We start from the raw sequence: 22960 nt of genomic DNA, 5'->3' as shown, positions 1-22960 counted from the left end.
CCTTGTCCGTTCTAGACCGCAACGCGGTCACAAAAAAACCGGCCGCATAGCTGGCCGGTTCGTGACACCCGACCATTTTAGCTACTTCTTTAACGTGGCTGCAAGCCGGCCGGCCAAATCACCACGGGATAAGGAGGCTATAGCGGCACTCCAATCTTGCGTCAATTCTGCGTGGCTGCGAATGATGCGGCCTTGAGACGCTGGCGAGGGAACGATTGTGACACCCGGCATATTGGCCGATGCCGCGATTGCGGCGCTGTTCGAAACGGGAGCGCTTGTCGCCGAGCGCCCGCTGGACGGCGATCAGATTCAGCCGGCGAGCCTCGATCTTCGCCTCGGCGCGCGCGCATTCCGCGTGCGGGCGAGCTTCCTGCCAGGGCGGGAAACGCCGGTGCGGACCAAGCTCGATCGCCTGAAATTGCATGAGGTGGATCTGAGCGAAGGCGCGGTTCTGGAAACGGGCTGCGTCTATATCGTGCCCCTGATGGAGAGGCTGGCGCTGCCTGCAGGCTTAAGCGCTTCCACCAATCCCAAGAGCTCGACGGGTCGGCTCGACATCTTCACCCGCGTGATGGTGGATGGCGGCCAGGAGTTCGACAAGGTTCCGGCCGGCTATCACGGCGAGCTCTATATCGAGATCAGTCCGCGCACGTTCCCGATCATCGTACGTGCCGGTTCGCGCCTGTCGCAAATCCGGTTCCGCAGCGGCAATGCGCTCCTGAACGAGGAGCAGCTCGCCGATCTGCACGTTTCGGAGCGCCTCGTCAGCACGGGCGACGCCAATATCTCCGGCGGCGGCATCGCGCTTTCCATAGATCTTGAGGGCGACGACCAGGGCCTGATCGGGTATCGCGGCAAGCGCCATACAGGTGTCATCGACGTCGATCGCAAAGCCGCACACGACGTTCTTGATTTCTGGGAGCCGATCTATCGGCGCCGGGCGGCCGAGATGGTTCTCGATCCCAATGAGTTTTATATCCTCGTTTCGCGCGAGGCGGTGCATGTTCCGCCGCTCTTTGCCGCGGAGATGACCCCGTTCGATCCACTCGTTGGTGAGTTCCGGGTGCATTATGCCGGCTTCTTCGATCCGGGCTTCGGGCACGATCCAGCCGGCGGCGCCGGCAGTCGGGCTGTACTCGAAGTTCGAAGCCACGAAGTGCCGTTCATCCTGGAACACGGGCAGATCGTCGGGCGCCTGGTCTACGAACATATGGCGGAGCGGCCGAAGGCGCTTTACGGCACCGATCTCTCGTCCAACTATCAGGCGCAGGGCCTGAAGCTCTCAAAGCATTTCCGCTCGAGAGACTAGGACGGGCTGTTTTCCGCCCGGCCCGCCGGTTCACGGTTCAACCGGGCGACCTCTGCCTTGAGTGCGGACAGTTCCGCCAGAATCTTGCGCTGGTTCTCCTTCATGTCGTCGCGCTCGTCCGCGGCGCTCGCTTCGTGCTCCTCCTGCATCGCCGACACGATGATACCGATAAAGAGGTTGAGGACGGTGAAGGACGTCGCGACGATGAACGGAATGAAGAACAACCATGACAGCGGGTAGGTCTCCATGACCGGCCGGACGATGCCCATGGACCAGCTTTCGAGCGTCATGACCTGGAACAGCGTGTAGGCGGATTCGCCGATGGAGCCGAACCATTCGGGAAAGCTTTGCGCGTAGAGATTGGTCGCCATGACAGAGAAGACATAGAAAACGAGGCCGAGCAGGAAGACGATCGAGCCCATGCCCGGCAGTGCGTTGATCAGGCCTCCGACGACGCGGCGCAAGGACGGCACAACGCTGATGAGGCGCAGCACGCGCAGGATGCGCAGTGCGCGGAGTACGGAAAGATTGCCTGTCGAGGGCAGGACTGCAATCGAGACGACGAGAAGATCGAAGACGCGCCACGGATCGCGGAAGAAAGCCAGCCGGTAGACCGCAAAGCGGCCGATCAGTTCCACGACGAAAATGGCGAGGATCGTGCGGTCGAGCACCTTCAGGAAGCCGCCTGCGCGCTCCATGACTGCAGGCATGGTCTCAAGGCCGAGCGTGATGGCATTGATCACCACCAAGGCGGTGATGAACCATTCGAAACGGCGTGATTCAATCAGGGACTTCAGCGAATTCATGGAACGGCCTGCAGCAGGGAAGGGCGGCCGTTAGGTGGATTGCGGGGCCCTGCAAGTCAAGCTGTCTGAAACATCTAAAGGTCAAAGGGCGGAGGCAGGGACGACGCCGCCCTTTGACTGGAGGCCGGATCTACTGAATTGCAGTTTCCGGTTCATCATCCACGACTTCTGCGATCGGCGTGGGAAGCTCTGAGGGATCAAGCGCGACGATCATTTCGGCACACCGCGACGCTGCATCCCGTCCGAGACGGTCAACGCCTGGAATCTGCGCCCATGCGGCCTTTTCGACGAAGCCACGTTGCTGATAGGGCCGCATGCCGGTCAATTCTTCGAAGTCCGCACGGGCCGTGTCCACGCCACGGAAATTGTCGACGCAGACCGAAGCGGCCAATTCGGCGCGCGACGCGTTGCCGGCATCACGCGCCATTTCGTGGGCCGTGCCACCCGTGACCCAGCCGCCGAGCGTGAAGCCAAGGACGACCGTTGCTACGGCCGAGCCGGCGGCGACCCAGCCGAGAGTGCCTTTGGTCGGCTCGTATGCGTTCCACTTTTCGGAAATGCCCATCTTTTCCCTCCGGATTTGTTTCCAACTGTTACGGAGTGTGAAGATGGTGGGCGGGCTTGTCAAACTATCAAAAATTGCCTGCGGCAATCCGTCTTCGACGCGGCGTCTGTCTGATGCGTCGAAAGCGCTCACGCGCTTTTTCGACTTGCTGAAAGGCCTTTGCACAGATAGGTTTAGCGGCATCGAGCGGGTGTAGTTCAATGGTAGAACGGCAGCTTCCCAAGCTGCATACGAGGGTTCGATTCCCTTCACCCGCTCCAGAAAAACCTTCCGACAATGTGGCGAAATCTGGGGCCGGTCAGCTTGCTTCCGGTGAAATGATTCCTCGTGGATCCATCGGGCAGACGGCCGTTACGCTGTGATCGATAGTAGCATCCGTCGCCGCTCGCGTCGGGCGGTGCGGGGTCTTTTCCCAGTGGTGCGGCCTGCGGAGAAGTTCGAACAGTGCGGTCCACGCAGCCCATGTCATCAGCGCCCAGTAGACGGGCAGAAGCAGCCAGCGCCATCCCACGCGCACACGTTCCAATGGCGACATCGCGCGGTGACCGAGCAGCACGAAACAAGCAAAGGTCGCAGTCAGAATCGTAATGTCTGCGAAGAACAGAATGGTTTCGAAATTCGTACGACCGGCGTTGCGTTCCGATAAAGCGGAAATCAGCGAGGCGCTGGAGAAATAGACCATTGCGGGGCTGAGCAATGCTGCAACCAGGAGCCCGATCGTCATGATCTGGAAGGTGGCCGAGCGCACGAAGCCAAGCGCGTTCGGTCCACCCCGTGGTCGACGCAGCATCACAAGCCAGGTCTGCATCCAGCCCTTGAACCAGCGCGTGCGCTGGTTGCGCCAGGTGCGGATGTCGGTGGGGGCCGATTCAAGCGTTGGCAGCGAGATCACACCCAGGCGATGCCCATGTGTGGCAAGCCGAAAGCCGAGATCGGCGTCTTCCGTCACGTTGAAGGGATCCCACGCGCCGACGTCGCGCAGCGTTGCCGTTCGAAAGTGATTGGATGTTCCGCCAAGCGGCAGCGGCAGGTCGCTGCGGGCGAGGAACGGCAGGAGCCCTCGAAAGAGAGCTGCATATTCAAGCGCAAAGAGTGCCGTGATCCAGGAGCGGCGCGGATTGGCGATGACCAGAGGCGCCTGGACACAGCCAAGCCTTGGGCCGCCGGCCCTGAAGCGCGCCAGCGCCTGGAGCAGTTGCGCCGGATGCGGGCGGTCTTCCGCATCGTATATCACGAGATGTTCGCCCCGCGCGCCGGCCATGGCGTAATTCAGCGCCTTGGGCTTGGTGTATGGAAGTACCCGCGGCACGACCACGATCTCATATTCGGGGCCGAGAAGCTGCGCACGCAAGGCGGCGATGGTCTCCGGATCGTTTGCCTCGCAGACGAATTTTATGTCGAGTTTGGCGCGCGGCCAGTCGATAGCGTCCAAGGCGCGCACCAGTTGCCCCGCCATCGCCTGCTCGCGGTAAAGCGCCACCATCACCGTATAGACCGGGAGCGTTGGATCGTCGGCTTCGGCTGGCTCGATCTCCGGGTCGAAACGGAAGCCATCGATCAAGGCGGTTGCCCGCAGCCACAGAAGGGTGGCGAACAAGGTCGTCAGGAACAGGTGCCCTGCAATCAGCATGAGAACGGGAAAGGCGATGAACAGGGCCGCCAGTCCCGTCAGGAGCGTACCGAAGGCGAAGCCCTGGCTGCCGGTCGCCACGATCCGCGCACTGGCCGGCTGCTGGGTATCGAACAGATGTCCGACCGTCTCCGCCACGCGCTCGCGACTGCGGACAGCCCATACTGCTTGCTTGACGGCCGATGGTGTCGTGATCGCGAATGAGGGACGGAGACCGCCGTGCCGGGAGAGCTTTTCCGCAAGGCTCACAAGCCCCGGCAGATCCGGCGCAATCAGTTTGCGCGTTCGCCCGCGTTGATCGATGGCGATGGGTCTGTGCGGCATGATCAAAAGCGCGTCGATCAACGGCGTGACGACGACGAAATGTGGATCGATCGTTTCGATGAAGGCAAGTCCAAGTTCTGCGGCAACCGCCTGGTAATAGGCGGTCTCGCTTACAGTTCGGGCTGCCAGCAGTTCGCGGTCGATAGCGGTGGAATGCCGTGACGCGCGGTCCCCCGCCGCTTTCAGTTGCTCGTCGGTGAGGTTTAGCCGCTTCAGAACGCGGGACAGAATGTCTGATGGATACCGGCGTTTTTCCGTTGCTGTTGTGGGAAGCGACAGACTAGCACGTGCGATGGCGCGGCCGAGGCCGTTGGCGTCGGAAGTCGGAACGGAAGTCAAAAGCATACTTCGCCGCGCCGCCGCGGACGTGTATTGGTCTTGTGTCACACAGCCCCAGGCGATGCCTGCCCCACTCTGCTCAAGGTCTAGCATGCTAGCGAGACGACAAAATAAAACATCCCTGGCTTTCTATGGGTTAATCCTTTTTTTACTCTGTTTGATCGGCTTGCCGAGCGGTTCTGCTTGGGGCCAGACCGTAAAAGTCCCGAATGTTTTTGATCCACGGGAGCGGCTGGCCTTGCCAGACCTGTCTGGAGTGGGACGCGTGCGCTTCCTGATGACGACCGATTTTCCGCCATTCAGTTTTCTCGACCAGAGCGGGCGACTTGCCGGCTTCCATGTCGATCTGGCGCGCGCGCTCTGCGGGGAACTCGACATCGAGCCCCGCTGCCAGGTTCAGGCGCTGCCCTGGAACGAGCTGGAGCCGGCGCTCGCGGCCGGCGAGGGCGAAGTGATCATGGCCGGTTTGCAGGTGAGCGAGGAAAGCCGCGAGCGCTATCTTTTCACCCGCACGATCATGGACTTGCCGGCGCGTTTCGTCGTGAAGGCCGCTGAGGCCGGAACCGACCGGGTGGCAGCCGATCATTTCGAACCGGGTGCCCGGATCGGTGTCATCCAACGCTCCGCCCATGCGGCGATGCTTCAGCGCTTCTTTCCGGATTTGACGCCGGTTCCGTTTGCGAGCCCGACTATGCTCTACCGCGCCGTCCAGGGCGGCTGGGTCGACGGCATCTATGCCGATGGCTTGCAACTGTCCTTCTGGCTGGGCAGTCCGGCGTCTGCAGAGTGCTGCGGGTTTCTCGATGGGCCCTTCCTATCACGCGAGTTTCTCGGCAACGGGCTCTCGATCGCTGTGCGAAACGATCTGCCGCAGCTCGCGGAAGGTTTCGATTACGCGCTGATGTCGCTCAACAAGAGCGGCCGCTTCGCCGAGCTCTATCTGCGCTATTTCCCCAACGGGCTCTACTGAGCCTCGTTGTCGAGCTTGCGGAAGGGCAGGGCAAGCGCCCAGCCAAGTCTTGCCGTCTCCTGGCCGCGATAATGCTCCAGGCCGATTTCCATGTCGTCATGGCCGCGCCGCGGCTGGGCCACATAGGTGCCGAACAGGCGATCCCAGAAGGGAAAGTTGAACCCGTAATTGGAATTGGTTTCGCGCATATCGGTCGAGTGATGGACACGGTGCATGTCGGGCGTCACGACCACGAGGCGCAGCGGCGCATCGAGCCATTTCGGCAGCCGCAGATTGGCGTGATTGAACATCGATGCGCCGTTGAGCACGATCTCGAAGATCAGAACCGCGAGTGCCGGCGCACCGAGCAGGATGACGATCGCCGCCTTCCAGACCATGGACAGCACGATCTCCAGCGGATGAAAGCGCAAGGCGGTGGTGAAATCGAAGCCGTTGTCGGCGTGGTGCATACGGTGGATGCGCCATAATAGCGGGAACCGATGGCTGGCCCAGTGTTCGAGCCAGATGGCGAAGTCCAGCACGATGAAGGCGACGAGGCCGGCGAGCCAGACGGGAATGTCGAGCACATTGAAGAGGCCGATGCCGCGACTTTCCGCCCAAAGCGCCGTGCCGACGGCAGCGAGTGGAAACACGACGCGCAGGCAGACCGACGACAGGACGACCATGGAGACATTGGTAACCCATCGCCGCGAGCGCCAGGCGCCCACCATCTCGGGCCGCTCCAACCGTGGCGCTGCCAGCTCCAGCAGTGCCATTGCCGCGAAGATGGCGAGGAAGACGCTCATGCGCACGACCGGTTCGCTGATGCCGAACAGTTCCATCGGACAGTTCGCTCCTCGGTTGCCACTTTACTCCGATATGGCGCTGAGCACCGGTCGCTGCAACGCAAACTGCGTTCACGAAGGCGCGAAATGTTGACGCGCAAGGGTCGGCACGGCATAGCTGCGGCCAGCCAGCCCCAAGGATTGGCCTTGCTGGTGCTTCAAGCGCCGGCCCTTTTGACAAGCACGGACATTTGAGACGATGAGCGATCCCGAGCGAGGCGCGAGCCTGTCCCATCACGAGAGTTTCGATCCGGATGTGATCGAGGCGGCTCAGGCCGGAAAGGCGTGGCCATTCGAGGAGGCGCGCAAGCTCGTCAAACGCTACGAGAAAAGCGGCTATCCCGATTTGGTGCTGTTCGAGACCGGATACGGCCCATCAGGACTGCCGCATATCGGCACATTCGGTGAAGTGGCGCGCACCTCGATGGTTCGCCACGCTTTTCGCGTCCTGACAGGCGATCGGGTGCCGACCAAGCTGATCTGTTTTTCCGACGACATGGACGGACTGCGCAAGGTACCCGACAACGTCCCGAACCAGGAGATGATGGCGACGTATCTCGGTAAGCCGCTGAGCCGCGTACCGGACCCATTTTCCGATGCGCATCCCTCTTTCGCTGCCGCAAATAATGCCCGGCTGCGCTCGTTTCTCGATCGCTTCGGGTTCGACTACGAATTCATCTCTGCGACCGATTTTTACACGTCCGGCCGGTTCGACGAGGCGCTGCTGCGCATGCTGGTCGTCTATGATGACGTGATGGCGATCATCCTGCCGACGCTCGGCGAAGAGCGCCGCGCGACCTATTCGCCCTTCCTGCCGATCTGCCCGCGCACGGGCGTCGTGCTGCAGGTGCCGATGATCGACCGCGACGTGGCGGCTGGAACCGTCACCTATCTCGATCCGGAGACGGGCGAGCGCATGGTGACGCCGGTGACCGGCGGGCGCGTGAAGTGCCAGTGGAAGGCCGACTGGGCGCTTCGCTGGTTCGCGCTTGGCGTCGATTACGAGATGGCGGGTAAGGATCTGATCGACAGCGTCATGCTGTCCTCCAAGATTTGCCGGGCGCTCGGCGGAACGCCGCCGGAAGGCTTCAACTACGAGCTGTTCCTGGACGACAAGGGGCAGAAGATCTCGAAGTCCAAGGGCAACGGGCTGACGATCGACGAATGGCTGGCCTATGCGCCAAGCGAGAGCCTGTCGCTCTACATGTTCCAGAAGCCGAAGACGGCGAAGCGGCTGCATTTCGATGTCATCCCGCGCGCGGTCGACGAGTATTATCAGTTCCTCGGCGCTTACGAGAAGCAGGATTGGACGGCGCGGCTGTCCAACCCCGTTTGGCACATGCATGACGGCGCGCCGCCGCTCATCGATCTGCCGGTGCCGTTTGCGCTGCTCCTGAACCTCGTCAGCGCGTCGAATGCGCATGACAAGGCGGTGCTTTGGGGCTTCATCTCGCGCTACGCGCCGGGCGTGACGGCGGAAACGCATCCCGAGCTCGATCGGCTCGTCGGCTATGCGATCCGGTATTTCGACGACTTCGTGAAGCCGGCGAAGCGGTTCCGCGCGCCGGATGCGGTCGAGCGGGAGGCGCTCTCGGCGCTTTCGGAAAAGCTCGGCACGCTGCCTGCGGATGCGGACGGTGCGGTCATCCAGGATGCGGCGCTCGACGTGGCGCGTGCCATCGAGCGTTACCAGGATCACGCCAAGAAGAGCCCGTCGGGCGGGCCCGGCGTTTCCATCGCCTTCTTCCAGATGATCTACGAGGTGCTTCTCGGGCAGGAACGGGGGCCGCGTTTCGGCTCGTTCGCCGCTCTCTACGGGATCGCGGAAACGCAGGCGCTGATCGACCATGCCCTTGCGGGCCGCTTGACGGCAGCCTGACCGGTATTTCCTCTCGGGTCAGCGCGGATCGGAACCGTGAATGCCGATGCGGGCCTCGCGTGCCGTATCGGCAAGCTCCGCATAGGCCGATCCGGGCTCGGCATCGACCCAGCCATTGGTGACGAGCCAGGCGGCGATATCCAATTCGCCGCGTGTGCAATTGGCCGTCGCCGTTCCTTCCCAATTGGTGTCGTCGAGATCACAGGCGAGAGCGCGGCCGCGCAGGAAATTGCGAAAGGCGGTGCGGGCCATCATGCCGCATGGCCAGCGCTGGCCGCTTTCATCGGGACAGAACCGGTCCGCCGGTGTCGGTACGATGCCTTCGAGCGCGAGATTGCGACCGGAAATCGAGACCAGCCCAGCAGACAGGGCGAGCGGCCTGTAGAGAAGCGGCTTCGGTTCTTCCGGCGGGGGGAGAGGATCCGAGATGGGCTCGCGCGGCTCGACACGCTCCAATTCGGCGGGATTCACCGTGAATGGCTGGCCGAACAGGCCTGGATTGACCGGCCGGGCGATGCCCGTTTCTGCGGGCGGCTGTGTCGTCTGCGTCTGGCTGGACGGTGCAGGTGCGGGAGTGCTGGGAGCTTCCGCCGTGCGCTCCGGCGGTCGCTCCACCTCTTCCAGCGCGGCAAAATAATCCATGGCGGTGAAGAGCCCCAGCAGCAGCGTTGCGATCAGGGTCACCGGCAGGATCAGGCCGCGCAGGAAGCGCTTGATCACTGGCTCGCCCAGATGATGCGGGCTACCCATTCGACGTCGGCCATGTCGAAGACCCGGTTTTCATGTTCGATGTTCAGCGACGACACCTCGATCGTGCGCGCCGTCTGGCGGTGCAGGATCTTGGCCATGACCTCGCCTTCGCGCGTCTTGACCACCACGCGATCACCCCGGCGCACCTGCGCATGGGGCTCGACGATCAGCACGTCGCCATCGCGGTAGAGCGGTTGCATGGAGTCCCCTTGGACTTCAAGCGCATAGACGCCCTTGCCGCCGGGCGCGGTGGGGAAATCGACCATCTCCCAGCCCTGGCCGGCCGGAAATCCCCCGTCGTCGAAATAGCCGCCGGCGCCGGCCTGGGCAAAGCCGAGCAAGGGGATCGCAGTGGGTCCAGGCGCGGCGCGATCCGAGCCGGCGGTTCCAGCCTGGCCGCGCACCATTGCCATGAATTCTTCCAGCGACGAGCCAGTCGCATCGAGAACCTTCGACACGGATTCCGTAGAAGGCCAGCGGGACCGGCCGTCTGACGCCTGGCGCTTGGATTTGTTGAAAGAAGTAGGGTCGAGCCCGGCACGCCGCGCGAGGCCCGATGGCGAGAGCTGGTGGCGCTCCGCCAGGGCATCGATCGCTGCCCATATGCGGTCATGGGAAAGCATGGTCTGAATCCCGCTCGATCAGGGCGGCCAAGGGTTACGGCTGCGTCATGATCTTTCTACCGCCAGCATGGCGGCGCGTAAAGAGAGGTAGGAATAAAATCCGTAGAATGACCTAGGAAAAATTCGTTTCCCGTCGTCGTGAACCGGTTCTCAGTTCACCTGGAAAGCTTCAGGACATTGCAGCGCTGAACGGCGCGCGGCCGGATGCAAGCGCGCGGTCCAGATCGTCGATGCGATCCTGGCCCCAAAAGACTTCACCGTTCAGCACATAAGCCGGCAGGCCGACGGCATCGGCGGCGATCGCCTCCTCGGTGTTCTGGCGACGGCGCGCGGCGACGCCTTCGTCCTGTGCCGCGCTCAATATGGCATCGCCATCGAAGCCGCAGGCATTCAGGTAGCGCGTGATGACGGCTGGATCGGAGATGTTCTCCTCGCGCGCCCAAACGGCGGAGAAGATCTCGAACATGTAGGCGGACGGGTCCTGCTTCTCGTCGAGGAGCGCGATTACGACCTGGTCGGCAAGTGTCGCATCAACCGGGAAATGCCGCGGCGCGAGATTGATGGGCAGGCCGCGGCGGTCGGCTGCGCGTTGCAGTTCCAGGAGCCGGTAGCGCTGGCGGGCAAGCGGCCGCTCCTTGAGCGGCTTGGCGCCTGAATTGGCGAAAAGGGCAACGATATCGACCGGCTTGTAGGCGATGCCGCAGCCATGCTTGGCGGCAACCTCTTCGATGGCCTTGTGGCCGAGATAGACGAAGGGCGAGGCGCCGAAGAAATAATAGTCGATCGTAGCCATCGGGCTGCTCCCTGACGTTTGCCTGTTACCAATAACGCCCGGTGGTGGCGATCACTACCGTCAACAGGCCGAGCACGAGATTGATGCCGACGAAGCGGCGGATCTTGTCGAGGTTGCGCGCGCCTTGCGCGAAGTCGCCGGTATCCACCGCCACGCGGAACCGTTTCCATGGCGCCGCGACGATGTGGAAGAAAAGCAGCATCATCAGGATGCCGGTCAGCGTCATGATGTGGACGGAAACGGGTGCGCCGGCAAAACCGCCGAAGGTGACGAAGATCATCGCGAATCCCGTAACGAGGAGCGCGATTACGGCCCAGCCGACGGCGGGCAGAAACTTGGCGAAGACGTTGCGCCAAAGCGTCAACCGGGCGGCCGGATCGAGCGGGGCTGCGGCGGGGCGCAGGACGAGATAGGCGAACGCCATGCCGCCGACCCAGAAGACGGTGGCAAGGACATGGATGGCGAGGAGGAGAATGGTCATGCCCGTTCCCTATCGCGCCCTCGATGCTGCGGCAATGGCATAAAAAAACCCGGCGGAGGCCGCCGGGTCGCTGTTGGTGCGAATGGGCCGGATCAGGCCGCCTGTTTGACGGCTTCTTCCTGGCCGAAGCGCTGGTAGAAGGTCTCGCCGGACTTGGCGAGTTCCTGGACGATGCGGGTCGGCTTGAAGTGCTTGCCGTAGCTTTTCGCGAGCGTCTTGCAGAGTTCCTCGAACTTCGCCGCGCCCATGGCGTCGATGTAGGAGATGGCGCCGCCCGTATAGGGAGCGAAACCGAAGCCGAGGATGGAGCCGACATCGGCTTCGCGCGGATCGGTCACGATGCCTTCTTCCATGGTCCGCGTTGCTTCAAGCGCGATGCCGACGAGGAAGCGCTGCTTCAGGACCTCGACATCGACGTCATCGGCTTTCTGCTGGGGGAAGAGCGTCTTGAGCTCCGGCCAGATGTGCTTCTTCGCCGGCTTCGCCGGGTAATCGTAGAAGCCCTTGCCGTTCTTGCGGCCGAAGCGCCCATGCTTGTCGACCATCGTGTTGACGAGGTCCATGTGGCGCGGATCGACGGCCTTCTCGCCGAGATCGGCGATGGCAGCCTTGAGGATCTTCTGCGACAGGTCGAGCGCCACTTCGTCGTTGAGCGAAAGCGGGCCGACCGGCATGCCGGCCATCTTGGCGGCGTTCTCGATCATCGTCGGCGGAACGCCCTCGATCAGCATGTTGTAGGCTTCGTTCATGTAGCCGAGCACGCAGCGATTGACGTAGAAGCCGCGCGTGTCGTTGACGACGATCGGCGTCTTCTTGATCGCGGCGACGTAGTCGAGCGCCATGGCCAGCGCCTTGTCGCCCGTCTTCTTGCCGAGGATGATCTCGACCAGCATCATCTTGTCGACGGGCGAGAAGAAGTGGATGCCGATGAAGTTCTTCGGACGCTTGGAGTTCTTGGCAAGGCCGCTGATCGGCAGCGTCGAGGTGTTGGATGCGAAGACCGAAGCCGGCTTCAGCACATCCTCGACCGCCTCGGTGACGGTCTTCTTGATATCGCGATCTTCGAAGACCGCCTCGATCACGAGATCGGCGCCATCGAGATCGGCGTAATCGGAAGACGGCGTGATCAGCGAGAGGAGCGCATCGCCTTCACCTTGAGTGGTCTTACCCTTCTGAACGCCCTTTTTCACGATGTCGGCGGAGTGTGCCTTGCCCTTCTCGGCGGCTTCCATGTCGCGGTCGACGAGCACGACCGGGATACCGGCCTTAGCGGTCACATAGGCGATGCCCGCACCCATGAAGCCGGCGCCAACGACACCGATCTTCTTGAACTTGGTCGGCTTCACGTCTGCCGGACGGCGCGCGCCCTTGTTCAGCTCCTGCATGGAGACGAAGAGCGAGCGGATCATGCCGAAGGCTTCCGGCGTCTGCAGGACGTGTGTGAAATAGCGCTGCTCGACCTTGAGCGCCGTATCGAACGGCAACTGCAGGCCTTCGAAGACGCATTTGAGGATGGCCAGCGCGCCCGGGTAGTTGCCGTTGGTCTCGCGGCGCAGAATGCCCGAAGCGGCAGGCCAGAGCTGTGCGCCCTGCGGTGACCAGACGGCGCCGCCGGGTGCCTTGAAGCCCTTCTCATCCCAAGGCTGGACCGGCTTGAGGCCATCCTTGATCATCTTCTTGGCGGTCGCGACGAGCTTTTTCGGCTCTGCGATCTCGTGGATCAGGCCCATGGCCTTGGCGCGCTGCGGCGACAGCGACGACCCGGTCGTCATCATCTGCAGGGCGTCCTGCGCATTGGTGAGACGGGGAACGCGCTGGGTGCCACCGGCGCCGGGGAAGATGCCGACCTTGACTTCCGGCAGGCCCATCTTGACTGATTTGTCGTCTGCCGCGACGCGGCCGTGGCAGGCGAGCGAGAGTTCCAGCGCGCCGCCCATGCAGGTGCCGTTGATCGCCGATACCCACGGCTTGCCGCAGGTCTCGATCTTGCGCCACAGCCAGCTCATGCGGCCGGCCGCATCGAAGAGCTTCTTCGTGGCGTTGTCGGCGTCCTTGGCCTTTTCCTCGGCCATCATCGCGAACATGCCCTTGAGCATGGTGAGGTCGGCGCCGCCGGAGAAGGTCTTCTTGCCGGAGGTGAAGACGACGCCCTTGACCTTGTCGTCGGCTGTCGTCGCGTCGCAGATCGCCTCGATCTCGTCCATCACGTCCATGGTGAAGACGTTCATCGACTTGTCGGGCATGTCCCAGGTGACGAGAGCGATGCCGTCATTGTCGGTTTCGACGGTGAAGTTCTTGTAAGCCATGGTTTTAAATCTCCCCGGTTCTCAGACGCGCTCGATGATCGTCGCCGTGCCCATGCCGGCGCCGATGCAGAGCGTGACCAGCGCAGTGTTGAGGTCGCGGCGTTCCAGCTCGTCGAGCACGGTGCCGAGAATCATGGCGCCGGTGGCGCCGAGCGGGTGGCCCATGGCGATGGCACCGCCATTGACGTTCATCTTGTCGTGCGAAATGTCGAAGGCCTGCATGTAGCGCAGGACGACGGCCGCAAAGGCTTCGTTGAGCTCGAAGAGATCGATGTCCTCGAGTTTCATCTTGGCGCGCTTGAGGAGCTTTTCGGTGACGTCGACCGGGCCGGTCAGCATCAGCGCCGGGTCGGAGCCGATATTGGCGAAGGCCTTGATGCGGGCGCGGGGCTTCAGCCCCATGGACTTGCCACCCTTCTTTGAGCCGAGCAACACGACGCCGGCGCCATCCACGATGCCGGAGGAATTGCCGGCGTGGTGGACGTGGTTGACCGCCTCGATCTCCGGATGTGCCTGGATGCCGACGGCGTTGAAGCCGCCCATTTCGCCAGGCATGACGAAGGAGGCATTGAGGCTTGCGAGACCCTGCATGTCGGTCGACGGGCGCATGTGCTCGTCATGGTCGAGGATCGTCATGCCGTTGATGTCCTTGACCGGGGCGACGGCTTGTCTGAAGTAGCCCTTATCCCAAGCCTTGGCGGCGCGCTTCTGGCTTTCAACCGCATAGGCATCGACGTCGTCGCGCGAGAAGCCGTATTTCGTAGCGATCAAATCGGCCGAAACGCCCTGCGGCATGAAATATGCCGGGAAAGCGACGGACGGATCCATGAACCAGGCGCCGCCGGCCATGCCGAGGCCGATGCGCGACATGGATTCCACACCGCCCGCGATGACGATGTCGTCAGCGCCTTGCGCGATCTTGGCGGCACCGAAATTGATGGCGTCGAGGCCTGAGGCGCAGAACCGGTTGATCTGGATGCCGGGCGCCTGCGTCTTGTAGCCGGCCTCGAAAGACGATGCCTTGGCGATGTCGCCGCCGGCTTCACCGACCGCGTCGACGCAGCCGAAGATGATGTCGTCGACGGTTGCGGTATCGAGGCCGTTGCGGTCGCGCACTTCCTTCAGCACATGGGCGCCGAGGCGCACCGACGGCACCTCGTGCAGCGAGCCGTCCTTCTTGCCGCGGCCGCGCGGGGTGCGGACGTGATCGTAAACATAGACATCGGCCATTCGTCAGGTCTCCCTAGATTCGAAGCTTTGGCCACCTGCTCAAAGCGAGCGGGCGATCAGAAGCTTCATGATTTCGTTGGTGCCGCCGTAGATCCGCTGGACGCGGGCGTCGCGGAACATGCGGGCGATGGGGTATTCGTTCATGTAGCCATATCCGCCGAAGAGCTGCAGGCATTCGTCGGCAACCCGGCACTGCAGGTCGCTCAAGAGGTACTTGGCCATGGACGCCGTGGTCGTCGTCAGCTCGCCCTTAAGGTGCTGATCGACGCAATGATCGACGAAGACGCGTGCCATCGTCGCTTCGGATTTCAGTTCGGCAAGCTTGAACTGCGTGTTCTGGAACTCGATCACGGCCTTGCCGAAGGCTTTCCGTTCCTTGACGTAGTCGATGGTGACGGCAAGCGCCCGCTCGATCATAGCGATCGCCTGATTGGCGATCAAAAGGCGCTCCTGCGGCAGTTGCTCCATCAGCTGGATGAAGCCCTGGCCCTCTTCGGTGCCGAGCATGTTCGACGTCGGGATGCGGACATCGTTGAAGAAAAGCTCGGACGTGTCGTTGGCCTTTAGCCCGATCTTGTCGAGGTTGCGGCCGCGCTCGAACCCTTCGACCTCATCGGTTTCCACCACCATCAGCGAGGTGCCCTTGGCTCCCTTCGCCGGATCGGTCTTGGCGACGACAATGATCAGGTTGGCGTGCTGGCCGTTGGTGATGAAGGTCTTGGAACCGTTGATCAGATAGTGGTTGCCGTCCTTCTTCGCAGTCGTCTTGACGCCCTGAAGGTCGGAGCCGGCACCGGGCTCGGTCATGGCGATCGCGCCGACAAGCTCGCCCGTGGCCATGCGCGGCAGCCATCTCTGCTTCTGCTCCTCGGAGCCGTAATGCAGGATGTAGGGCGCGACGATCGCATTGTGGAGCGCGATGCCGAAGCCGTCCGTGCCGGTGCGACCGAGCGCTTCGATGATCACCGCCTCATGGGCGTAGGAGCCGCCCGACCCGCCGTATTCCTCCGGCATGGAGGCGCAGAGCAGGCCTGCTTCTCCGGCCTTCGTCCAGCTTTCGCGGTCGACCATCTCCTGCTTTTCGAACCGCTCGTAATGCGGCGCGATCTCGTCGGTCAGCCACCGCATCGCCATGTCTTCCAACATGGCGACGTCGTCGGAGCGCCAGGCGGGCAGGGGTGTGCCGATTACTTCGGATGCGAGCGTCATGAATGCCAATCCTCCACCGGTGCACGACACCCAATGAGCGGGATCGCTCTCCCCAAAGCGATCCCTCGAGCGCCGTGCGCAGCCTCTCGTTTTAGAACGCCTCTGCGGCCAGTTCCATCATGGAATCCGCACCGGTCTCGATGCGCGAGCGGCGCAGCGCGGTTTCGGGCATGACCTTCTCCATGTAGAATTTGGCGGTGATCAGCTTGTTCTCGAGATAGGTCGACTGGCCATTGGCGCCGGCGGCGAGCTTCTCGGATGCGGCTTTCGCCATCTGCGCCCACATGTAGCCGAGCGCGACGAGACCGAAGAGGTGCATGTAGTCGGTGGAACCGGCACCGGCATTGTCGGGCTTCGCCATGGCGTTGCTCATGAACCACATGGTCGATGCCTGCAGGTCGCCCAGGCCCTTCTTCAGGTGCTTGGTGAAGAAGGAAAGCTTTTCGTTCTCGCGGTTCTCGGCGCAGAAATCCTCGACCTCCTTGAAGAAAGCCATGACGGCGCGGCCGCCATTGAGGCCGAGCTTGCGGCCGACGAGATCGAGCGCCTGGATGCCGTTGGCACCTTCGTAGATCATGGCGATGCGGGCATCGCGCACGAACTGACTCATGCCCCATTCTTCGATGTAGCCGTGACCGCCATACATCTGCTGCGCGGCGACGGCGTGGTCGAAGCCCTTGTCGGTCAAAACACCCTTGATGATCGGGGTCATCAGGCCGAGCACGTCGTCGGCGGCCTGCTTTTCCTTCTCGTCGTCGGAACGGTGCGCGATATCGGATTTCAGCGCAGTCCAGAGAAGCAGCGCACGGCCGGCTTCGTTGAAGGCGCGGATCGTCATCAGCGTGCGGCGCACATCCGGATGGACGATGATCGGGTCGGCCTTCTTCTCAGGCGCCTTGGCACCGGACAGGGCGCGGCCCTGGATGCGCTCGCGGGCGTAGTTGGCCGCATTCTGGTAGGCGACTTCGGCGATCGCGTGACCCTGCAGGCCGACGGCGAGACGGGCTTCGTTCATCATCACGAACATGGCGTTCAGGCCACGATTCTCGGTGCCGACCAGGTAACCTTCCGCTTCGTCATAGTTCATGACGCAGGTTGCGTTGCCGTGGATGCCCATCTTCTCTTCGATGGAGCCGCAGGAGACGCCGTTCGTCTCGCCCGGAGCGCCGCCGCCATCCAGCTTGAACTTCGGCACGATGAAGAGCGAGATGCCCTTGGTGCCTTCCGGCGCGCCTTCGATGCGGGCGAGCACCAAATGGACGATGTTCTCGGCCATGTCGTGATCGCCGGCTGAGATGAAGATCTTCTGACCGGAAATCTTGTAGGAGCCGTCGCCATTCGGCACGGCCTTTGTGCGCAGCAGGCCAAGATCGGTGCCGCAATGGGGCTCCGTCAGATTCATGGTGCCGGTCCAGGTGCCGTCGATCATCTTCGGCAGATAGGCCTGCTTCTGCTCGTCCGAGCCGTGGACCTGGATCGCGGCAATCGCGCCCTGGGTCAGGCCGGGATACATCATCAGTGCCATGTTCGCCGACGACATGAACTCGCCAACGGCGGTGTGCAGCGCGTAGGGCAGGCCCTGGCCGCCATATTCTGGATCTGCGGCGAGGCCGAGCCAGCCGCCTTCGCGGTATTGCTCGAAGGCCTGCTTGAAGCCTGTCGGCGTCTTCACCTGGCCGTCGGCCAGGCGCTCGCAGCCTTCGCGGTCACCGACCTGGTTCAGTGGAAACAGGACCTCTTCGGCGAACTTGCCGCCCTCCTGCAGCACGGCTTCCACGATGTCGGACGATGCGTCGGAAAACCCGGCGAGATTGTTGTACCGCTCGAAGCCCAGCACATCGTTCAGGATGAACAGGGTATCGTCGACCGGGGCCTTGTACACGGGCATGAATGCCTCCTCATTGAAGCGCGAATACAGCGGGAGCGTTTGGTTGGAGACGCCATAGCAAAAATTGACGTTTGCGTAAACGTCAATTTTATCGCGCGAGTGTTCATATGTGTCGATCGATTCACGTCGAAGACGACAGCATCTCGCGCACGACGGCCATCGTCTGTTCCAGTTCGCGGATGGCCGTATCGATCTCCATGCGCTGATCCTTCAGGCGTTGCAGCTGCTCACCGCCCTTGTCCAGCGCGACTTTCAGCTGCGTCTTGTTGCGGCCTTCCGGATCGTAAAGCTCGATCATCCGCCGCACTTCTTCCAGCGAGAAGCCGAGACGCTTGCCGAGCAGGATGAGCTTCAGCCTTGCACGATCCCGGCGCGAATAGAGCCGTGTCACGCCGATGCGGCGCGGTTGCAGAAGATCCTTGTCCTCATAGAAACGAAGGGTCCTCAGCGTCACGCCGAACTCGGCGGCGAGATCGCCAATGCGAAACAGCTGGTCTTCCGGCCCGAACGCGCCGTCGTCGGTCTCCGCAGCGTGGCTTGCAATGCGGTCGATTTCGGCGATCGGGGCTTGCTGGCGACTACGCAAGCTTCACTCCATTTTCAACCATTAAGAGAAATCAAAAATTGCACTACTCTGAATTGTATTGATTTCGGAAACACCGTTCCTGCGACGCCCGATGATACAAGCGCAGCCGGCGAGGTCCATGTCTATTTCCTGTGCCGGATGTGGGGCTAGATCCAAAAGCTTAACGGCTTGTTTACCACGTTTGGTGGATTGTGCGGCAACTAGAGGTGAATCCCGACAACAGTATTGCGTCTCTTCGGATTGCCTGACGCGCTTCCGGTAGCTTCCGTCCGCATCGATGTGCGGGCACCAGCATCCGGCGGCAAAACCCGGCTTCACCGCGATGGTGAGGCGAACCGAGATGAGCTTCGCAATGAACGATACCTCACGCGATACCCGCAGCCAGTCGCAAGGATCCTCGCCTTTCGATGCGTTGAATAAGACGCTCGAAGCGCTCGAGAGCCGCTTGGACGGAATCATGGCGTCGAAAAGCCAGCGTGCGCCGGGTACCTTGACGCCGAGTTCAACGCGTGTCGAACCGATCAGTGTCCAGGAGACACCGGCTGCCAATCTCCAGAATGAGGCGGTTGCGCAGATCAAGGAGCGCCAGCGCCGCCTCGACGCCTTCCGCTCGAAAGCCGCCGAGCGCCGTGAGGCTCTTGTCGCCCGGCCCCCGGTCGAACCGGCTGCAGCTGCGCACATGCCCCAGGCGGGCGGCGCCCAGATGGAAAGCCTGCTGGATAATTTCGGCCGAAACCTGCGTGATGACATGCGCCGCGATCTCGGCGAAGACGTCGCGCGCCATCTCGGTTCGCTGCGCGGCGACCTCATGCAGCTGAAGACGCTCGAGCAGCTCGAAAGCCTGCCATCCGAGCTTCATGCCGGGCTGGTTTCGATCGAACAGAAGCTCAGCGCACTTAGCGAAAGCGACGGCGGCGACGCCTTGGTGGAATTGCGCGCGGAAGTCCGCAGCATCTCAGCAATCGTCGATGGTCTCGCCAAGGATGAGACCGTGCGCGGCCTGGACAATCGCTGGAGCGAAATCTGCGACCTGATCAGCGAGATCGATCCAGCCACCATGCGCGACGAGATCGCCGTCATGGTCAAGCGGCTGGACGAGATGCAGGTTCTGATGAACGGCCTGCCCGACGGTGGCTGGACACGTCAGATCGGCGCCGAAATGCGCACGATCGCCGGTGCCGTCGAGATGATCGCCGGGCAAGGCTCGGACATGGAAGGCGTCGGCCGGGAACTCGACCGTGTGAATTTGCGGCTGGACGAGATTTCCCAGGCGATCCTTACGGTTTCCGACAAGGCCGACATGGCAATCGACAATGCTCGGCTGGAGCGCATCGAAGCTCTTCTGGCCGACCTTGGGTCTCAAGACGAAGCCGTCGCCGGTGGTATCGCTGCCGCATTGACGCCTCACCTGGCGCTTCTGGCCGACCAGATCGAACGGCTGGGCGAGGGCGGTACGGACAGCGAAGTGATGAGCCGGCTCGATGCGCTCTCGCATCAGGTGGCCGCGCTCTCCAACGGCGCCAATCAGGAGCCGCCGCAGGAGGTGGTGCGACACCTCGAGCACATTTCCGAGCAGATCGAGACCCTGGCTGTTGCCCAGGCGAGCGTCGATTTCGACCGGCTCGAAGCCTTGGTCGATCGTGCCGAAGCGCGGCTTTCGGATCCGCTGCCTGTTGCCGGACTGGAAAGCCTGCACCGGCAACTGGACGAGATCACGAGCCGCCTCGATCGCAACGCCGAGACGTCTGCTCCGGCAAGCGACGATGCGATGCGCTCGCTGGAAGCACAGATTCTCAGCCTCTCGGAGCATCTTTCCGATCGCTCGGGTCTTGCCGGTCTCGAGCCGCGCCTTGCCGCGATCGAAACGCATATGACGCATGGCCGCCAGGACGTGATCGAAGCAGCAAGTCGTGCTGCCGAACAGGCGGTTGCCGCCTTCCTCGAAAGCGGCGCGGACGAGTATGAGGGCAGCGCCGACGATCTCACGGCAGTGACCGGTCTTGCGGAAGATCTCCGGGCGCTCGAGAAGCTGACCCGGATGAGCAACGATCGCAGCGCGCGCGCCTTCGATGCCGTCCACGACACGCTCATGAAGATCGCCGAGCGTCTCGAAAGCCTTGACCGCGGACTGAATGTTTCACGCGAGATGCCTGTCGCGGCTGCCGCCTTTGCGGCGCCCGCTTTCGCCGCACATGCTGCCGAGCCGGAAATCGAAGCACAGGAACCGCTGTCCGCCAAGGCAGCCAATGTGGTCAAGGCCGACCAGACGGCGCTTGGCAAGACGGTCAGCACAACCGCCGTCATGGCGGCTGCAACCGCGTCGGCGGCATCTGCCGAGGCGCAAACGCCGCGCTCGCTGATCGGCCGCATCGCCGACAAGGTCCGTCCTCGCCGCCAGCCCGCTGAAGCGGAAATCGTGTCGAGCGCTGAACTTGCAGCCTCGCCTTCCGAAGTCCGCGAAACCGTCGAGCCGACGCCGCCCATCGACCCGAGCCAGCAGATCGATGCGGGGATTGCGAACGAGCCGCTGGAGCCTGGCTCGGGAACGCCGGACCTCAACCGCATTCTGCAGCGCGTGCGTGATCAGCAGACCAGCGGATCGCGCGTCGGCAACAGCGTCTACAGCGAAGACGACCGCGCGGATTTCATCGCTGCCGCTCGCCGTGCCGCTCAGGCCGCCGCTGCCGATGTCGAGAATACCGGCCGCAAGCAGTTGGCGACCAAAAGTGACGACAAGCGGACTGACGGTGGATCATCGTCGCGCCGCCGTCCCATCCTGATCGCGGTTGGCGCCATCCTGCTTGCGGTGATGTCTTATCCTTTGATTGCCGACATGATGGGCGGCGACGCTTCCCAGAACGATGTGCCTGTCGCGGTTCAGTCGGTCGCTCCAGCCGAGACGGACAGCGCCGCTGTCTCCTCGGGCGCGGAAACGGGCTCCGAAGCTGCACCTGAAATTGCCGCCGAAACCGTCGAGCCAGTGCAGGCACCGGTCGCTGAAACGCCCACAATCGCTGAGCCGTCACCCGGACGCACGGCAGGTCTTTCGCAGCAGGCTTTCGCTCCGTCGACGGATGACGAGGCCGCCATGACGACGTCCAGCCTGGATCGCGACAATTCCGCGCCGGTGACGCCGTCCAGTCTCGATACGCCATCGAGCGACGCCAATGCGCCGGCGGTGACCGATGAGGCGACAGCGCCGACCACCGAGGGCCCCAGTGCCGATGCGCCGGCTGAAATGACGCCGGAAACGGCGGCGCAGACGGACCCTGCCGAACGGTCGGCCCGTATCGCCGCTCTGCCGGACGGTGCCGGAACGGCTGCACTGCTTGCTGCCGCCGAAGCCGGCGAAGGCCGGGCGCTGTTCGAAATCGCATCGCGCTACATGGAAGGTCGCGGCGTCGAAGAAAGCGTCGACCAGGCAGCACAATGGTATCTCGATGCCGCGCGGCAGGGGCTCGCCCCGGCGCAGTACCGGATCGGCAATTTCTACGAGCGCGGCACCGGCGTCGAACGCGATCCTGCAGAAGCTGCCCGCTGGTACCGCGAAGCGGCGCTGGGCGGCAATGTCAGCGCCATGCACAATCTTGCGGTACTGCACGCTTCCGGCGGCGTCGACGGCAATTCGGATTTCGACGAGGCTGCACGCTGGTTCGCCATGGCTGCGGAACACGGCGTCTCCGACAGCCAATTCAACCTGGCGGTACTCTATGCCCGTGGCAGCGGCGTCGAACAGGATCTCGGCCAGTCCTACAAATGGTTTGCCATCGCCGCCGATCAGGGTGATGCGGACGCGGCCAACAAGCGCGACGAAGTGGCAAATGCCATGACCCCGGAAGCGCTGGAACGGGCCCGCGCCGAGGTCGAACTTTGGGAACCGCAGGCAGTCGACCCTGCTTCCAATGCCGTCGAGCTGCCGGAAGAGTGGGGCGTTTCCCAGACCCGCACTGCGACAATCGACATGGCCGACGCTGTGCGCAACATCCAGCGCATTCTCAACGATCGCGGCTTCGATGCGGGCTCCCCGGATGGCGTCATCGGCGCAAAAACGACGGCAGCGATCCGCGCCTTCCAGGAAGCCAACGAGCTCGAGCCGACCGGCCGGATCGATGCGCCGCTCGTCGAAGCGCTGCTTGCCCAGACGGACGCTGGCTGAGCAATTTGGTCCCAAGGACGCCTTGAATTGACAGGGCGTTCCGAAACGCGCAGATGATCGTTCCACAATCGGTCGCGGTTGGGAGTTGGGCGCTGCGCCCGGCTTCGTCTTAACGGCGAATAAACCCTGTGCTGCCAACATTCCGGCTGACGTCGCACAGCCGGCCTATTGGCGTTCGGCCGATGCCTGGAGCAATTTCGCTTTTCGATAAGCGACCGGTTGCTCAAGGTGGTTGTACGACCGCGTTTTCGGACGGTGTGAACCGGTTCCCACGTCATCTGGAAACGCTCGA

The 22960-nt window shown here is 62.7% G+C and carries 17 protein-coding genes, 1 tRNA gene and 1 riboswitch; of the genes, 5 read left to right on the top strand and 13 right to left on the bottom strand.

Going from position 1 to position 22960, the window contains the following annotated elements:
• Positions 1-56 precede the first annotated feature (56 nt).
• A riboswitch (SAM riboswitch) is annotated at positions 57-135 on the bottom strand.
• Positions 136-217: 82 nt separating this feature from the next.
• Positions 218-1309 carry a 2'-deoxycytidine 5'-triphosphate deaminase gene (locus tag GC125_RS19670; protein WP_151987347.1) on the top strand — a complete coding sequence of 364 codons (1092 nt, stop codon included), beginning with the start codon at positions 218-220 and terminating at the stop codon, positions 1307-1309.
• On the opposite strand, the gene GC125_RS19665 is transcribed toward GC125_RS19670, so the two are convergent.
• Together GC125_RS19665 and GC125_RS19660 are read right to left on the bottom strand one after the other, a co-directional pair.
• On the bottom strand, positions 1306-2115 hold the full coding sequence (locus GC125_RS19665; RefSeq protein WP_151987345.1) for an ion transporter: 810 nt from the start codon (positions 2113-2115) through the stop codon (positions 1306-1308). The two genes, GC125_RS19670 and GC125_RS19665, sit on opposite strands and share 4 nt — an antisense overlap.
• 130 nt (positions 2116-2245) lie before the next feature.
• Positions 2246-2680 (bottom strand): hypothetical protein, encoded by a 435-nt coding sequence (locus tag GC125_RS19660; protein WP_151987343.1) that lies wholly within the window; start codon positions 2678-2680, stop codon positions 2246-2248.
• A gap of 186 nt (positions 2681-2866) precedes the next feature.
• Between GC125_RS19660 and GC125_RS19655 the strand changes: the two genes are divergently transcribed.
• A tRNA-Gly gene (locus GC125_RS19655) sits at positions 2867-2940 on the top strand.
• 38 nt (positions 2941-2978) lie between these two features.
• On the opposite strand, the gene GC125_RS19650 is transcribed toward GC125_RS19655, so the two are convergent.
• Positions 2979-4979, bottom strand: a complete 2001-nt coding sequence (locus GC125_RS19650) for a glycosyltransferase (RefSeq protein ID WP_199864657.1) — start codon at positions 4977-4979, stop codon at positions 2979-2981.
• A 232-nt stretch (positions 4980-5211) separates the two neighbouring features.
• Between GC125_RS19650 and GC125_RS19645 the strand changes: the two genes are divergently transcribed.
• Positions 5212-5943, top strand: coding sequence for a transporter substrate-binding domain-containing protein (locus tag GC125_RS19645; protein ID WP_286165583.1), 732 nt, complete (start codon positions 5212-5214; stop codon positions 5941-5943).
• Here the strand turns inward: GC125_RS19645 and GC125_RS19640 are convergent.
• Positions 5937-6764: a sterol desaturase family protein gene (locus GC125_RS19640; protein WP_151987337.1), complete on the bottom strand. Its 828-nt coding sequence runs from the start codon at positions 6762-6764 to the stop codon at positions 5937-5939. The genes GC125_RS19645 and GC125_RS19640 overlap by 7 nt on opposite strands.
• A gap of 202 nt (positions 6765-6966) precedes the next feature.
• On the opposite strand from GC125_RS19640, the gene GC125_RS19635 reads away from it, so the two are divergent.
• Positions 6967-8646: a lysine--tRNA ligase gene (locus tag GC125_RS19635; RefSeq protein WP_151987335.1), complete on the top strand. Its 1680-nt coding sequence runs from the start codon at positions 6967-6969 to the stop codon at positions 8644-8646.
• Between the two features lie 18 nt (positions 8647-8664).
• On the opposite strand, the gene GC125_RS19630 is transcribed toward GC125_RS19635, so the two are convergent.
• The 9 genes from GC125_RS19630 to GC125_RS19590 all read right to left on the bottom strand — a co-directional run bounded on the left by GC125_RS19630 (position 8665) and on the right by GC125_RS19590 (position 18512).
• Positions 8665-9396 carry a thermonuclease family protein gene (locus GC125_RS19630; RefSeq protein WP_151987333.1) on the bottom strand — a complete coding sequence of 244 codons (732 nt, stop codon included), beginning with the start codon at positions 9394-9396 and terminating at the stop codon, positions 8665-8667.
• A complete protein-coding gene (locus GC125_RS19625) occupies positions 9363-10019 on the bottom strand; it encodes a S24 family peptidase (protein WP_151987331.1) in 657 nt (218 codons plus the stop codon). Before GC125_RS19625 ends, GC125_RS19630 begins: the two co-directional genes overlap by 34 nt.
• A gap of 169 nt (positions 10020-10188) precedes the next feature.
• A complete protein-coding gene (locus GC125_RS19620; RefSeq protein WP_151987329.1) occupies positions 10189-10812 on the bottom strand; it encodes a 2-hydroxychromene-2-carboxylate isomerase in 624 nt (207 codons plus the stop codon).
• Positions 10813-10837: 25 nt separating this feature from the next.
• Complete coding sequence (locus GC125_RS19615; protein ID WP_151987327.1) at positions 10838-11293, bottom strand: CopD family protein; 456 nt, start codon at positions 11291-11293, stop codon at positions 10838-10840.
• Between the two features lie 92 nt (positions 11294-11385).
• Complete coding sequence (locus GC125_RS19610; protein WP_151987325.1) at positions 11386-13599, bottom strand: 3-hydroxyacyl-CoA dehydrogenase NAD-binding domain-containing protein; 2214 nt, start codon at positions 13597-13599, stop codon at positions 11386-11388.
• Positions 13600-13620: 21 nt separating this feature from the next.
• Positions 13621-14829, bottom strand: a complete 1209-nt coding sequence (locus GC125_RS19605) for an acetyl-CoA C-acetyltransferase (protein WP_151987323.1) — start codon at positions 14827-14829, stop codon at positions 13621-13623.
• A gap of 39 nt (positions 14830-14868) precedes the next feature.
• Positions 14869-16038, bottom strand: a complete 1170-nt coding sequence (locus GC125_RS19600; protein WP_151987321.1) for an acyl-CoA dehydrogenase family protein — start codon at positions 16036-16038, stop codon at positions 14869-14871.
• A 91-nt stretch (positions 16039-16129) separates the two neighbouring features.
• The gene (locus tag GC125_RS19595; protein WP_151987319.1) at positions 16130-17926 is read right to left on the bottom strand and encodes an acyl-CoA dehydrogenase C-terminal domain-containing protein; all 1797 of its coding nucleotides are present in this window, start codon (positions 17924-17926) and stop codon (positions 16130-16132) included.
• A gap of 121 nt (positions 17927-18047) precedes the next feature.
• Positions 18048-18512 carry a MerR family transcriptional regulator gene (locus GC125_RS19590; protein ID WP_502706078.1) on the bottom strand — a complete coding sequence of 155 codons (465 nt, stop codon included), beginning with the start codon at positions 18510-18512 and terminating at the stop codon, positions 18048-18050.
• A 352-nt stretch (positions 18513-18864) separates the two neighbouring features.
• Between GC125_RS19590 and GC125_RS19585 the strand changes: the two genes are divergently transcribed.
• The gene (locus GC125_RS19585) at positions 18865-22668 is read left to right on the top strand and encodes a peptidoglycan-binding protein (RefSeq protein ID WP_151987317.1); all 3804 of its coding nucleotides are present in this window, start codon (positions 18865-18867) and stop codon (positions 22666-22668) included.
• The last annotated feature ends 292 nt before the right edge of the window (positions 22669-22960 follow it).

This window comes from Rhizobium sp. EC-SD404 (assembly GCF_902498825.1).
Classification (GTDB): domain Bacteria; phylum Pseudomonadota; class Alphaproteobacteria; order Rhizobiales; family Rhizobiaceae; genus Georhizobium.
The sequence above is the reverse complement of the archived record's forward strand: the minus strand, read 5'-3'. Positions and strand labels throughout refer to the sequence as shown.

Bases quoted from the DNA above. Each gene is read 5' to 3' on its own strand.
- GC125_RS19600 (WP_151987321.1), bottom strand. From the start codon at position 16,038: ATGACGCTCGCATCCGAAGTAATCGGCACACCCCTGCCCGCCTGGCGC.
- GC125_RS19585 (WP_151987317.1), top strand. From the start codon at position 18,865: ATGAACGATACCTCACGCGATACCCGCAGCCAGTCGCAAGGATCCTCG.
- GC125_RS19620 (WP_151987329.1), bottom strand. From the start codon at position 10,812: ATGGCTACGATCGACTATTATTTCTTCGGCGCCTCGCCCTTCGTCTAT.
- GC125_RS19595 (WP_151987319.1), bottom strand. From the start codon at position 17,926: ATGCCCGTGTACAAGGCCCCGGTCGACGATACCCTGTTCATCCTGAAC.
- GC125_RS19605 (WP_151987323.1), bottom strand. From the start codon at position 14,829: ATGGCCGATGTCTATGTTTACGATCACGTCCGCACCCCGCGCGGCCGC.
- GC125_RS19660 (WP_151987343.1), bottom strand. From the start codon at position 2,680: ATGGGCATTTCCGAAAAGTGGAACGCATACGAGCCGACCAAAGGCACT.
- GC125_RS19625 (WP_151987331.1), bottom strand. From the start codon at position 10,019: ATGCTTTCCCATGACCGCATATGGGCAGCGATCGATGCCCTGGCGGAG.
- GC125_RS19615 (WP_151987327.1), bottom strand. From the start codon at position 11,293: ATGACCATTCTCCTCCTCGCCATCCATGTCCTTGCCACCGTCTTCTGG.
- GC125_RS19635 (WP_151987335.1), top strand. From the start codon at position 6,967: ATGAGCGATCCCGAGCGAGGCGCGAGCCTGTCCCATCACGAGAGTTTC.
- GC125_RS19610 (WP_151987325.1), bottom strand. From the start codon at position 13,599: ATGGCTTACAAGAACTTCACCGTCGAAACCGACAATGACGGCATCGCT.
- GC125_RS19640 (WP_151987337.1), bottom strand. From the start codon at position 6,764: ATGGAACTGTTCGGCATCAGCGAACCGGTCGTGCGCATGAGCGTCTTC.
- GC125_RS19650 (WP_199864657.1), bottom strand. From the start codon at position 4,979: ATGCTTTTGACTTCCGTTCCGACTTCCGACGCCAACGGCCTCGGCCGC.
- GC125_RS19630 (WP_151987333.1), bottom strand. From the start codon at position 9,396: ATGGGTAGCCCGCATCATCTGGGCGAGCCAGTGATCAAGCGCTTCCTG.
- GC125_RS19665 (WP_151987345.1), bottom strand. From the start codon at position 2,115: ATGAATTCGCTGAAGTCCCTGATTGAATCACGCCGTTTCGAATGGTTC.